This window comes from Serratia sp. BNK-12 (genome assembly GCF_047456085.1).
Lineage (GTDB): Bacteria > Pseudomonadota > Gammaproteobacteria > Enterobacterales > Enterobacteriaceae > Serratia > Serratia liquefaciens.
The window spans coordinates 2,069,318-2,081,747 of record NZ_CP179896.1 but is presented as its reverse complement, the minus strand read 5'-3'; the positions used below and the strand labels follow the sequence as shown (position 1 = coordinate 2,081,747).

10 protein-coding genes are annotated in these 12,430 nt (G+C 58.2%); 6 read left to right on the top strand and 4 right to left on the bottom strand.

Annotated elements, in window-relative coordinates; all coding sequences use genetic code 11:
• Positions 1-105: 105 nt before the first annotated feature.
• Genes astD through ACMGG1_RS09490 form a run of 3 tightly spaced genes read right to left on the bottom strand, consistent with a single transcriptional unit; the run spans position 106 to position 3,879 of the window.
• Entirely contained in the window at positions 106-1,578 is a 1,473-nt protein-coding gene (astD, locus tag ACMGG1_RS09500; protein ID WP_414161326.1) for a succinylglutamate-semialdehyde dehydrogenase, read from the bottom strand.
• On the bottom strand, positions 1,578-2,612 hold the full coding sequence (astA, locus tag ACMGG1_RS09495) for an arginine N-succinyltransferase (RefSeq protein ID WP_020827406.1): 1,035 nt from the start codon (positions 2,610-2,612) through the stop codon (positions 1,578-1,580). Before astA ends, astD begins: the two co-directional genes overlap by 1 nt.
• A gap of 52 nt (positions 2,613-2,664) precedes the next feature.
• The gene (locus ACMGG1_RS09490; protein WP_128864731.1) at positions 2,665-3,879 is read right to left on the bottom strand and encodes an aspartate aminotransferase family protein; all 1,215 of its coding nucleotides are present in this window, start codon (positions 3,877-3,879) and stop codon (positions 2,665-2,667) included.
• 740 nt (positions 3,880-4,619) lie between these two features.
• Here ACMGG1_RS09490 and ACMGG1_RS09485 point away from each other — a divergent pair.
• The 6 genes from ACMGG1_RS09485 (at position 4,620) to ACMGG1_RS09460 (ending at position 11,324) form a co-directional block, all read left to right on the top strand.
• Positions 4,620-5,894 (top strand): ABC transporter substrate-binding protein, encoded by a 1,275-nt coding sequence (locus ACMGG1_RS09485; RefSeq protein WP_020827408.1) that lies wholly within the window; start codon positions 4,620-4,622, stop codon positions 5,892-5,894.
• A gap of 61 nt (positions 5,895-5,955) precedes the next feature.
• Positions 5,956-6,897, top strand: a complete 942-nt coding sequence (locus tag ACMGG1_RS09480) for a carbohydrate ABC transporter permease (RefSeq protein ID WP_046373311.1) — start codon at positions 5,956-5,958, stop codon at positions 6,895-6,897.
• A complete protein-coding gene (locus tag ACMGG1_RS09475; RefSeq protein ID WP_261439445.1) occupies positions 6,887-7,720 on the top strand; it encodes a carbohydrate ABC transporter permease in 834 nt (277 codons plus the stop codon). Before ACMGG1_RS09480 ends, ACMGG1_RS09475 begins: the two co-directional genes overlap by 11 nt.
• Positions 7,721-7,724: 4 nt before the next feature.
• Positions 7,725-9,137: a leucyl aminopeptidase family protein gene (locus ACMGG1_RS09470; protein WP_414161325.1), complete on the top strand. Its 1,413-nt coding sequence runs from the start codon at positions 7,725-7,727 to the stop codon at positions 9,135-9,137.
• Complete coding sequence (locus ACMGG1_RS09465; RefSeq protein ID WP_414161451.1) at positions 9,137-10,270, top strand: ABC transporter ATP-binding protein; 1,134 nt, start codon at positions 9,137-9,139, stop codon at positions 10,268-10,270. Before ACMGG1_RS09470 ends, ACMGG1_RS09465 begins: the two co-directional genes overlap by 1 nt.
• 61 nt (positions 10,271-10,331) lie before the next feature.
• Positions 10,332-11,324 (top strand): LacI family DNA-binding transcriptional regulator, encoded by a 993-nt coding sequence (locus ACMGG1_RS09460; protein WP_122079646.1) that lies wholly within the window; start codon positions 10,332-10,334, stop codon positions 11,322-11,324.
• 97 nt (positions 11,325-11,421) lie between these two features.
• Here ACMGG1_RS09460 and ACMGG1_RS09455 read toward each other — a convergent pair whose 3' ends face one another.
• The gene (locus ACMGG1_RS09455) at positions 11,422-12,348 is read right to left on the bottom strand and encodes a N(4)-(beta-N-acetylglucosaminyl)-L-asparaginase (protein ID WP_414161324.1); all 927 of its coding nucleotides are present in this window, start codon (positions 12,346-12,348) and stop codon (positions 11,422-11,424) included.
• Positions 12,349-12,430 lie beyond the last annotated feature (82 nt).

Sequence of the window (12,430 nt, the reverse complement as noted above, 5' to 3'; positions counted from 1 at the left end):
CAGCTTGCTCATCCCCAGTTACTGTAGGGGCGCTACATGCTGTGCCCGCGTTAAACGGGGCGAACTTATTCGCCCCGCTGCGGCTTGAAAGGCGACGGGTAAAATTTAATTAAACGACAGCCCCGGCGACAAACTGGCCGGCAGCGTCAGGCTTTCGCTTTCCAATGACGCCATTGGCCAGGCGCAATAATCTGCCGCGTAATAGGCGCTCGGACGGTGGTTGCCGGACGCCCCGACACCGCCGAAAGGTGCCGCACTGGAAGCCCCGGTTAAAGGTTTGTTCCAGTTGACGATACCGGCACGCGCTTCCAGCAGCAGATGATCAAACTGCTCACGCTGCGGCGAGACCAGCCCAACCGACAGGCCATAACGCGTTTGGTTGGCGATACGCAGCGCCTCATCAAAGTCGTTATAGCGAATGATGGTGGTCAGCGGGCCGAAGTACTCTTCGTCCGGTACGTCACGCACCCCGGTCACGTCAATAATGCCTGGGCTGAGCAGCGCGCTGCCGCTTTCCAGACGCTGCATGGTCAGCAGAGCGTTGCCGCCCAGTGCCAACAGGTGATGTTGCGCCGCCAGCATTTTTTCCGCCGCCGCCGAAGAGATCACGCCGCCCATAAACGGCTGCGGTTCAGCGTCCCAACGCCCGACACGCAGCGCACTCGCCACCTGCACCAAACGCTCGATAAAAGCGTCGCCCTCACTGCCGCGTTTCACCAGAATGCGGCGCGAGCAGGTGCAGCGCTGGCCGGCGGAAATAAACGCCGACTGAATCGCCAGGTTAACCGTCGCATCGCGATCCTCGATCTGATCGATAATCAGCGCGTTGTTGCCGCCCATTTCCAGCGCCAGGATCTTTTCTGGCTGCCCGGCCAACTGGCGATGCAGGTGGTAACCGGTACCCGCGCTGCCAGTGAACAGCAGGCCGTCGATATCCGCACTGGCGGCCAGTGCCTCACCGGTTTCACGCCCGCCCTGCACCAGATTGAGAACCCCATCGGGCAGCCCGGCCTGTTGCCACAGTTTCAGGGTTTCTTCGGCAGTTTGCGGCGTCAGTTCACTCGGCTTGAACACCACGGTGTTGCCCGCCAGCAGCGCCGGCACGATGTGGCCATTCGGCAAATGTCCGGGGAAGTTATAAGGGCCGAACACCGCCAGTACGCCGTGCGGGCGGTGGCGCAGCACCGAAGCACCGTCCGCCATCGCAGTCTGGCTTACGCCGGTACGCGCCTGGCAGGCCTGCAATGAAATCGCCACTTTGCCGATCATCGCCTGCACTTCGGTCAGCGTCTCCCAACGCGGTTTACTGGTTTCACGGCTGATCACCGCCGCCAAAGAAGACTTGTGCTCTTCCAGCAAAGCGGCAAAACGCTTCACCAACTGTTCGCGTTGTTCGAACGGAGTACGTGCCCAGGCCGGAAAAGCGGCGCGGGCAGCTTCACAGGCGGCAGCAACATCGCTGCCGTCGGCGGCGTTGGCCTGCCACAGCGGTTGGTTATCAACCGGATCGGTTTTGCTGAACGCAGCGCCATGGCCTTGCTGCCAGGCACCATTAATAAAGAGTGCAGGATGTGACATTACGCTTTCTCCTGTGCAATAAGGGGGATGACCCGCACCGGGCTGCCTTGTTCAACGCCCAGCGCCTCGGCGGTAGCGGCATTGAGATGCAGACGGTCGTCATACAGATCGGCATTGACCAGCAGTGCGCGGTAATTCTCATAATGATCGTTGGCCACCAAAAGAGCCGGCGCATCGGCGCGCATCGGGGTCTCATCCAGCACCACTTTTACCAGACGGCTTTGTTTGACCGCGCGGATCTGATCGATTTCCGCCTCCAGCGTTGGGCCGCCGTCAAAAATATCGACGTAACCCTGATAACGCAGCCCTTCGGACTCCAGTACCCGGCGTGCTGGCACGGTCTGCGGGTGCACTTCGCCAATCACTTTTTGCGCGTCTTCGGCCAGGAAATCGACATACAGCGGGTGTTTCGGCATCAGTTCGGCGATAAACGCTTTCTGGCCGGTGCCGCTCAGGTAGTCCGCCTTGGCGAACTCGATGGAAAAGAAATGGTTCCCGACGCTCTCCCAGAACGGCGAACGGCCCTCTTCATCAGAGAAACCGCGCATTTCGGCAATCAGCCGGGCGGAGAAACGCTCACGGAAAGCGGCGATAAACAGGAAACGCACCTTCGACAACAGCTTGCCGTTTTCGCCGTGACGATAGTCCGGATCGAGGAACAGCGTACACAGTTCGGAATGGCCGGTGTGATCGTTACTGAGGAACAGCGTCGGCACCGATTTATACACGTTCAACTGTTTGGATGCATGCACCTGCGTGCCGACGCGGAAGCTGTACCAGGGTTCAGTCAGCCCGACGGCCACTTCAATCGCGCAAACCCCTACCGCCTGCTGGCGCTCGCTGTCTTCCAGCACAAACAGATAACACTGGTCACCACGCGGAAGTTCGCCTTGCCAGGTTTTTAACGCCCGCTCAATGCGTGCCGACAAGGTATCTTCATCTTGTGGCAGGGAAGTGAGACCGATGCCGGACTTACCGGCTAGCGTCAGTAAGTCAGCCAAATCGCGACGCTCTATAGGGCGAATAATCATCATAATGCGAACCTCGTCTGAATCAGGCTGCGCCGGTAAGGGCGCAGCCTGTGTGTTAGCTGCAAATCCGCGCCACGGCTCGCGCGAATCGCGCCAGCCCCTCTTTCACATCCTGCTCAGGAATAACCAGTGAAGGGGTGAAACGCACCACGTCCGGACCGGCGATCAGGGCAATCACGCCCTCTTCGTTGGCCAACTGCGTGATCTGCTTCGCCTTGCCGGCGTAGTCCTTGGTCAACTGGCAGCCAATCAACAGGCCGCCGCCGCGGATTTCAGAGAAAATCGGATACTGCTGGTTAATCTTGTTCAGGCCGTCAAGGAACCACTGGTGGCGTTGCTTAACCCCTTCCAGCACTTCCGGCGTGTTGATGACGGAGAACACCGCGCCCGCCACCGCCGTCGCCAGCGGGTTACCGCCGTAGGTGGTGCCGTGGGTGCCGACGCTCAGGGTTTTGGCCAGTTCGTCAGTGGTCAGCATGGCGCCGATCGGGAAGCCGCAGCCCAGCGCTTTCGCGGTGGTCAGCACGTCAGGAACCACACCGTACTGCATGTAGGCGTACAGGTCGCCGGTACGGCCCATGCCGGTTTGTACTTCGTCGAAAATCAGCAGCGCATCGTGGCGATCGCACAGCTCACGCAGGCCTTGCAGGAAAGCAGCATCGGCCGGCAACACGCCGCCTTCGCCCTGAATAGGCTCGACGATCACCGCGCAGGTGTTGTCGTTAATCACCTCGGCAGCGGCCGCCAGATCGTTAAATGGCGTGTGGGTGATGCCGCCCGGCAATGGCGCGAAGTCCTTGGAATACTTAGGCTGGCCACCGGCAGAAACGGTAAACAGCGTGCGGCCGTGGAAGGCGTTGTTGAATGCCACAATCTGGTTCTTGCTGTGGTTGCCGTTATCCAGTGCGCGTTTACGCGCCAGTTTCAGCGCCGCTTCGTTGGCTTCCGCCCCGGAGTTACAGAAAAACACCTTCTCGGCAAAGGTGGCGTCAATCAGCAGCTTGGCCAACCGCAGCACCGGCTCGTTGGTATAGCCGTTGCCCAGGTGCCAAAGTTTGCCCGCCTGCTCCACCAGCGCTGCGGTCACGACCGGGTGCGCATGGCCCAGCGCGTTAACCGCAATGCCGCCAGCAAAATCGATGTAAGACTTACCCTGCTGATCCCATACCTGCGAGCCTTCTCCCCGTACCAGAATAAAATCAGCGGGGGCATAAACCGGGACCATCCAGTCGTCGAAAGACTGGCGGGTAACTGCGATTGGCTGTTCCATAATGACCTCATAACTTCAGCAAAGACTGAATTTTGACTGTAAGGGCCGCTCCAGCCTGGATGGTCCACAACAAAACATAAAAAACCGCGCCGTTCGATCCGTTTTTTAGCCGGTGATAACTCTGCCTTTCACCGCCTATTCAGAAACAAATCTGTTACATCATTCGCGTTTTTCGCTATTTATGCCGGGTATCAGGTCCTGTAACGGGGAATAAATGTTAACGAGCAGTTAAAATACATGCCGTTTGATAAAGAGTGTAGAGCAGCTATCGTGCCAAAACGGGATTTTTGGCGAAAAACGCGGTTTTTTTCGGTAAAACAACGGCTTATAATGCATACTTATTCAATAAATATGCATTGCTAATGAATAATTGGAAAAATAAGGCGAAAAATCATCATTGGCTGCGAAATCCTATTCAATGACAAAAAACTTCGATATTTCTGATCGCGCTCGCAAAAATAATTTGGCCTGATTTGCTCCCCATCACACTTTTGCCCCATTCAGGTGCAGAAAATGCACCGGATGCGGGCAAACCCGCGTCATTACAGGCTCTGCGTGCCCCTGTGTGGGCCAAAATCGGGCGTGAACCTGGGCAACTGCCGCGTCAGATCTCATATTTGTTAACTTGCCGAACAAAATGTTGACAGTCTGCTGACGCGATAATAGGTTAATTTCAATGGAACACGTGTTCCATGATGAAAAAACACACACCACATCGACTGCACAGGATCGGGGTTATCATGGCTCAAGTCTGCTTGCGTAATAATAAAAGAATCACCGGGGTCGCACTGGCCGTGCTGCTGGGCCTGCCCCTTTCCGCCAGTGCCAACACCAGCATTACCTTCGCCAACTATTTGCCCAATGATTACATCAACAAAGTGATTAAAGACTTTGAGGCGGCGCATCCGGACATTCAGGTGCAGTCGATCAAATGCGGCTTCGCCGACTGTCATCAAAAGCTGACCACCGCGTTGGCCGTTGGCCAGGGCGCCGCCGATATCTTCAGCGTCAGCACCATCAAACTCGGCAGCTTCGCCAACTCCGGCGGCCTGAATAACCTGAGCGCCCCGCCGTTCAGCATTGATAGCCAGGGCTGGCAGTTCGATCCTTCGATGATCAGCCTGGCGAAGGGTAATGACGGCAATATCTATGGCGTGCCTTACGACACCGGGCCGGTGATCATGATCTACCGTAACGACATGGTTCAGAAGGCCGGCGTCAAAATAGAAGACATAACCCAAAGCTGGGACAGCTTTATCGCCTTCGGTGAGAAGCTGAAAAAAGAGCAAGGCGCCTATCTGCTGCCGGCAGCCACCAGCCTGATCAATCCGCTGGTGGTAGGCATGAACAGTGAGCCGGGTAAGCCGGTATACACCAAAGACGGCAAGCCCAACCTGGATTCACCGCAAATCAAACAGCTGATGACAGTAATCAAAACGCTGTATGACAAAGGGCTGGCAGCCTCCCTGGACGGCTCCACCAACTCGCAGGAATACATCAAACTGTACCGGCAGGGGAAACTGTTCGCCGATATCGATGGCCCGTGGGACGAAGGCCGCATCGAGCAGGAACTGGATCCGGACGGTGCGAAAGCCGGTCTGTGGCGGGTGACGGGCGTGCCGGGCAATATCAAGGTCAACGCAGGCGGCACCACGCTGGTGATCCCCAAGCAAAGCAAGAATGCCCAGGCGGCCTGGCAGTTCATTCAATACTTTATGCAGCGTGACGTGGTGATCGACGCCGCGAAAACCGCCGGCACCTTGCCTGCACGCCTCGACGTGTATAACGCGCCTTACTTCGATACGCCCAGCAGCATTCTCGGCGGCCAACACTCGATGCGCTATTACGCCAGCCTGGTGCCGGACCTGAAGCCCGTAGCTTCCTCACCGGAAGACAATATCGCCAACGAAATTCTCAACGAAGCGGCGAAGAAGATCCTGGTGCAGCATCAGGACATCGACAGCACTCTGCGCGATGCCAATAAGCTGCTGGAGCGGCGGATGCGCGCCCTGTAATCATCAGACTGCGGCGGCTTACCGGCCGCCTTTTTTCGTTTTCCGACGGTTCGGGGAGTCTATGCGTAAGCGATTTTTCAAAGGGCTGCTGCACGATCACCGCACCGCCTACCTGCTGCTGCTGCCGTTCATGCTGCTGTTTGCGGTGTTCAACGCCTTCCCGATCTTCTTCTCGGCGTTTCTCTCATTCCAATCCTGGAACCCGGTAAAAGGCCTGAGTTCGATGAAGTTTGTCGGGCTGGATAACTTTTACTATGCCTTCACCGATGACGCCTTCTGGGTGTCGCTGGTCAACACCATTAAAATCACGTTGGTGTCCGGCCTGTGCCAACATCTGTTCGCCATCACCCTGGCTTATTCGCTGCTGCACATCATCGTTCGCGGCAGGCGTTTTTTGAAGGCGGCGATCTTCCTGCCCTACATCACCTCTTCCGTCGCCGTCAGCCTGATCGTGTTCAACCTGTTCTCGCCGGTCGGCATGGTCAACGAGCTGTTAAGCGGATTGGCCGCCAAGCTGCACCTGAGCGCGCTGGCCGCCGCGTTGCCGATCAACTTCTTTGACAGCGACTGGATCCGCTTCACCATCGCCAATCAGGTGACCTGGAAGTTCACCGGTATCAATACGGTGATATACATGACCGGTCTGGCCTCTATTTCGCCGGACCTGTACGAGGCGATCGAGCTGGACGGTGCTGGCCGCTGGCAAAAATTCCGCTACATCGCACTGCCGCTGCTGGCGCCCTTTATCTTCTTCGCCACGCTGATGACGCTGATCGGCAACATGCAGCTGTTCAATGAACCCATGATCCTGACGCAGGGCACCGGCGGCGTCGACAACAGCGGCCTGACGGTATCGATGTACGTGTACAAGACCGGCTGGTCCTATCTGGATATGGGCACCGCTTCGGCCATCTCCTGGATCCTGTTCCTGCTGATTGCGCTGGTGAGTGCGCTGGTGTTTTGGGGTTTCGGCAACCGTGGAGGACTCAAAAATGATCGCTGAGGGCCGCCGTTTCGACACCGGCAAGCTGGTGATTTACCTGTTGGTATCGCTGTTCGCCTCGCTGTCGCTGTTCCCGTTCTATTGGTCGGCGTTGCTGGCGACGCAGGACACCCGCAGCATCATGGGCATGTCGCTGCGCTTCGGCAGCCACCTGCTGGAAAACTATCGGGGGCTGGAGCAACAGGTGCCTTTCACCCGCTCGCTGCTCAACACCCTGTATGTCACCGCCATGGCCACCCTGACCAGCGTGTTGGTTTCCGCCGCGGCGGGCTACGCCTTCAGCGTCTATCAGTTCAAGGGCAAAAAGGTGGTATTCACCACCCTCATGTTGACCATGATGGTGCCCAGCGTGGTCAATCTGGTGCCCTACTTCTTCGTGATTAAAAGCGTTGGCTTGCTCGATCAGTTTGCCGCCGTCTGGCTGCCCGCCGGGGTGAATATCTTCGGAATTTTCCTGGTGCGGCAATACGTCAGTTCCTCACTGCCCAGCGAAATACTCGACAGTGCACGCATGGACGGTCTGAATGAACTGCAGATATTTTTGCGTATCGGCCTGCCGCTGATGCGCCCGGCGCTGCTGACGGTAGCGATCGTGGTGGTGGTCGATACCTGGAACAACTTTATGTTGCCGCTGGTGGCATTGCAGTCGCCGGACAAGCAAATTCTCCAACTGGTGCTGCGCAGCCTGAGCGGCGCTACCGCCACGCCGTGGAACCTGGTGATGACCGGCAGTTTCCTGGCGATCGTCCCACTGCTGATCGCCTTTATCTTCTCGTCCAAACAAATGATGGAAAGCCTCACCCGTGGGGCGGTCAAAGGGTAACCTTATGCAATTCATTGATATTTACATTGAAAACGACACTGCCGCGCGCCAGCAAATCACCCTGTTTTCCGCTGCGGAAGATTCACTGCCGGTAACGCTGCAAAATGCCAACCTGCAACAAGCCGCCGTCGGCGTGCTTTATCCGCTGGGTGACGGCCGTTTTGCGCTCAATATCGGCCCTGCCCTGACTCCCGCAGCCCTACAGGATGCCGGTGCCGGTATCGCCGCCGGGCAAAAACATTTCGGGTTACAGCACCTGCGTCTGACACTGGATGAAGGCTCATCGGCCAGTACAGAAACCTGGCGCTGGCTGCTGTTCGGCCTGCGTCTGGGCGCTTATCGCTATCAGCATCATGCCAGCGCTACGCTGACCGACCCGACCCAGCCGTTAGCCAGCCATGATGCAACAACGCAGGCGCTGTGCGACTGGGCCAATCTGCATGCCGAGGGCGTGATCATCGGACGTGAGCTGATGAATAAGCCGGCCAATATTCTCTATCCGCAAAGCTTCGTGGCGGCCGTCGCGCAATTGCCCTTTACTCATGTGCGCCAGGAGGTGCTGGATGAAGAGCAGATGGCACAGCTTGGCTTCGGTGGCCTGCTGGGAGTTGGTCAAGGCAGCGCCCGCGCATCGCAATTACTGATCCTCGATCACCATCCCGCCAACGCACGCCATACTCTGGCGCTGGTGGGTAAAGGTGTCACCTTCGACAGCGGTGGCATCAGCATCAAAGGTGCGGCACGCATGAGCACCATGAAGTTCGACATGGGCGGTGCGGCTGCGGTGGTGGGCGCCATGCGTATCATCGACGCGCTGCAACTGCCGATCCGCGTGATTGGCCTGTGCGGCTTGGTAGAAAACATGCCCTCCTCCCGTGCACAGCGCCCCGGCGACGTGGTAACCATGCACAACGGCAAGTCGGTGGAAATCATTTCAACCGACGCCGAAGGCCGCATGGTGCTGGCGGACGTCATCAGCTATGCCCAGCAGCACTTCCAGCCCGACTTTTTACTCGATATCGCCACCCTGACCGGCGGCGCAGGCGTGGCGCTGGGCAAGGAGTATGCGGCCATGATGGGTAACGACGACGACTTTCTGGCACAGGTCACTCAGGCGGGCAAGGCCAGCGCCGAGCCGGTGTGGCCAATGCCGCACGGCGGCTGGTATCGCGGGGTATTGAAGTCTGAATTTGCCGATTATCGTCACGGCGGTGAAGATCCGCACGGCAGCCCGTGCGTGGCGGCGACCTTTATTGGCGAGTTCGTGCAGCCGGGCCAGCGCTGGGCGCACCTGGATATTGCCGCCATGTCTACCGATATGCCGCACCGCAAGCTGTACGCCAACGGCGCGTCCTCATTCGGCGTGCTGCTGCTGGCGCGATTGAGTGCCGTGCTTGCCCAGACGGAGTGCGAATGATGGCTTACGTAGAACTGGTTGATATCAACAAACGCTATGACAACGGTTACCAGGCCGCCAGCGACGTGAATCTGCAGGTGGAGAAAGGTGAGTTTGTGGTGCTGCTCGGCCCGTCCGGCTGCGGCAAGTCCACCACGCTGCGGATGATAGCCGGGCTGGAAACCCTCTCCTCCGGCGAACTGTTGATCGACGGCGAACGCATGAACGAGGTGCTGCCCAAATACCGTGATATCGCCATGGTTTTCCAGAGCTATGCGCTGTACCCGCATATGACCGTCTATGAAAACATGGCGCTGTCTTTGAAAATCAAAGGAATGGCCAAAGCGGAGATTGCCACGCAGATTGCCGCCGTGGCCGAAATGCTGCACCTGACGGAATTCCTGAAGGTCAAACCCGGCCAGCTTTCCGGTGGTCAGCGTCAGCGCGTGGCGTTGGGCCGGGCGATTGTTCGGCGGCCCAAGGTGTTTCTGTTTGACGAACCGCTCTCCAACCTCGACGCCAAACTGCGCAACCGCATGCGTCAGGAGTTGTCTGCACTGCATAAGGCGATCGGCGCGACCATCATTTACGTCACCCACGATCAGGTGGAAGCCATGACCATGGCGGACAAAGTGGTCATCATGAATCAGGGGAAAGTGCAGCAGATCGGTACGCCGCTGGATCTTTATCATCGCCCGGTTAATCGCTTTGTCGCCGAGTTTATCGGTTCGCCGCAGATGAACCTGTTTGACGTGCAGGTTCTGGTGCAGGGCGAGCAGATCCTATTGCAGGGCGACTCTGGTTTGCTGCTGCCCTTGAGCGCCGCCCAATTCCCGGCGCTGGCAGCAAAAGGAGGCGACTGGCTGACGCTGGGCTGTCGTCCGGAAGCGTGCAGCATCAGCGCGCCACGGGCAGAACCCCACTTGAGTGGAACACTGGTGTACAGTGAAAACCTGGGCGCTGAGAGCAACCTGTTCGTACAGGGTGACAACGGTGCGCAGTACATCGTCAAACAGCACGCCCAGCTGCAGTATGCCCAGGGCCAGCCGCTGGCCATTACGCTTGATATCGCCGCCCTGCACTTTTTTGATCCGCATAGCGGTCAACGGATAGCTCAAAGCGGGGAAACAGTGTTGCCGGCCGACATTCTGTGAGACCATATCGCCGCTGCGTGCCTCTGCCGCAGCGCCCCGTTTTCCGTTGAGTAGCTGCCGTATGCCGATGAAAAAAGTCACCTCTCACGATGTCGCCCGCGTGGCCGGCGTTTCACGCACCGTGGTGTCACGCGCCTTTTCCAATCAGGGCCGGGTCTCGCAAAAGAACCGCGATCTGGTGATGCGCGTCGCCAGTCAGTTAGGCTATGCGCCAGACGCCATCGCCCAGAGCCTGCACAGCGGCAAAACCGGCTTTGTCGCGGTGGTAGTGAACCACTTTCACGATTTGTCTGACCTGGAGTTTTTCGATCGTCTGGTTGAACAACTGCAGAAGAGCAACCGGCAGGCGGTGATGATCCGCCTGGAAGGCATTGACGATCCGGCCAACTACCTGAAGCAAACCATCTCTTACCATGTCGATTCTGCCGTGGTGTTCGCCGACAACATCAGCGCGCGTGCAGCAAAAGATCTGTTTCGCATCGCTACGCCCATTATGCTCAACGGTTTGGCGGGCGACGCCCTGTGCGACGCTCTCAACGCCGATGAGTCACCCAGCCTGCAACAGCTGGCGGCACTGATGGCGCAAAAGGGTCAACGCCGCGTGGCGCTGCTCGGTGGCCGCAGCAGCGCCCACGGTGAACAGCTGCGTCAACAAACCTTTCTGGCTCATGCCGCACAGCAGCAGTTAGAGATTGTCGCGCAGCTGAGCGGCGACTACAGCTACCTGAGCGGCTTTAACCTCGCGCCGCAGCTGCTGGACGCGCTTCCGGCTCCGCAGGCCATTTTCTGCACCGCAGACTCCATGGCGATGGGGGTGATGGACTATATTCGTTTGCACACTTCGCTGCAGATCCCTCAGGACGTCGCGGTTTACGGCTTCGACGATATCCCGATGGCAGCCTGGCCGAGTTACCAACTCACGTCGGTACGCCGAGATATGGACGCAATGATCGCCGCCATCGTTCGGCTGGTCGAACTGCGCAGCGGCAGCCCCCAGGCTGCGCCGCAGCAGGTAACCATTCCCACCGAGTTGGTGGTTCGCGCGTCCTGCTAAACCGGTAGGGGTGAGCCTGTTCGGCCCAATTTAACGCATTGATGATGCTATTGGGCGCAGCATGCCGCGCCCCTTCCATAAACCACAGAGCAGCGGGTCAACGGGTGGTTATAATCTCCGCATCGCGCAATTCCGGCGCTGCCATACCGCTCTGCCACAGCCAATACTGAATTGGGCCCGGGCAGTTAAGGCTGACGACCTTATGGTTTCCGTCCTTATCGATGGCGTGAATGGTCACCCCTTCGGTGTAGCCATCTTTCAGGTAATTCAGATCCTCGATGGCCTCGTACACCGCCTGTTCCAGCGTCATGCCCATCTTCATATACAGCACCACTGCGCGGCTGGTACCGCAGCGAATGGTCATTTCCCCGGTGTGGGTACAGGCACAGGCGCCATAGCGGCTGTCGGCATAGGAGCCGCTGCCGATGATCGGGCTGTCCCCCAGCCGCCCCGGGTATTTCCACGCCCAGCCTGACGTTGACGTCGCCGCGCTGAGCGTGCGCCCACCATCCATGGCTAAAAATACCGTGGTGTCGCGCACCCGTTCTGGATCGGTGGCATTATTCGACAACCCTGCCAGTGGGATATTCGGCCAGTTGCGAAGCTGTTCGGCGTCCATCGCCTGCTCCAGTTTTTCCCACCAGACACGCTTGGAGTCGGCAATCAGGTTGTCACCCACCAACGCGCCGATCTCAGCGGCGAAACGTGCCGCTCCGGCGCCCACCAGGATTTCATGGTTAAGATCTTCCATTACCCGATAAGCGACTTCCACCGGATGCAGATAGCCTTGTAACGCTCCCACCGCACCGGTGCGCAAGCTGTCGCCGTCCATCACCGAAGCATCCAGCTCCATCTCACCCAGCACGTTGGGCCAGCCGCCGAAACCCACCGTACGTACGCTCGGATCCAGCTCCACCAGCTTGATACCCTCAACGATGGCACGCAGGCCATTCTGCCCCTGTCGTAACCGTTCGGCAGACAGACCGATACCCGGACGTCCTTCAGAGTTTGCAATCACAATCATAGGGTTATGTTTCCCGCACGGCGTTCAGCGCTAAAAGAAAGGCACCGGTGATGACCGGTCATTCGCCCCCATGGAACACGTG

Excerpts from the sequence above, each read along its gene's own strand:
- astD (WP_414161326.1), bottom strand. The coding sequence starts at position 1,578 with ATGTCACATCCTGCACTCTTTATTAATGGTGCCTGGCAGCAAGGCCAT.
- astA (WP_020827406.1), bottom strand. The coding sequence starts at position 2,612 with ATGATGATTATTCGCCCTATAGAGCGTCGCGATTTGGCTGACTTACTG.
- ACMGG1_RS09490 (WP_128864731.1), bottom strand. The coding sequence starts at position 3,879 with ATGGAACAGCCAATCGCAGTTACCCGCCAGTCTTTCGACGACTGGATG.
- ACMGG1_RS09485 (WP_020827408.1), top strand. The coding sequence starts at position 4,620 with ATGGCTCAAGTCTGCTTGCGTAATAATAAAAGAATCACCGGGGTCGCA.
- ACMGG1_RS09480 (WP_046373311.1), top strand. The coding sequence starts at position 5,956 with ATGCGTAAGCGATTTTTCAAAGGGCTGCTGCACGATCACCGCACCGCC.
- ACMGG1_RS09475 (WP_261439445.1), top strand. The coding sequence starts at position 6,887 with ATGATCGCTGAGGGCCGCCGTTTCGACACCGGCAAGCTGGTGATTTAC.
- ACMGG1_RS09470 (WP_414161325.1), top strand. The coding sequence starts at position 7,725 with ATGCAATTCATTGATATTTACATTGAAAACGACACTGCCGCGCGCCAG.
- ACMGG1_RS09465 (WP_414161451.1), top strand. The coding sequence starts at position 9,137 with ATGGCTTACGTAGAACTGGTTGATATCAACAAACGCTATGACAACGGT.
- ACMGG1_RS09460 (WP_122079646.1), top strand. The coding sequence starts at position 10,332 with ATGCCGATGAAAAAAGTCACCTCTCACGATGTCGCCCGCGTGGCCGGC.
- ACMGG1_RS09455 (WP_414161324.1), bottom strand. The coding sequence starts at position 12,348 with ATGATTGTGATTGCAAACTCTGAAGGACGTCCGGGTATCGGTCTGTCT.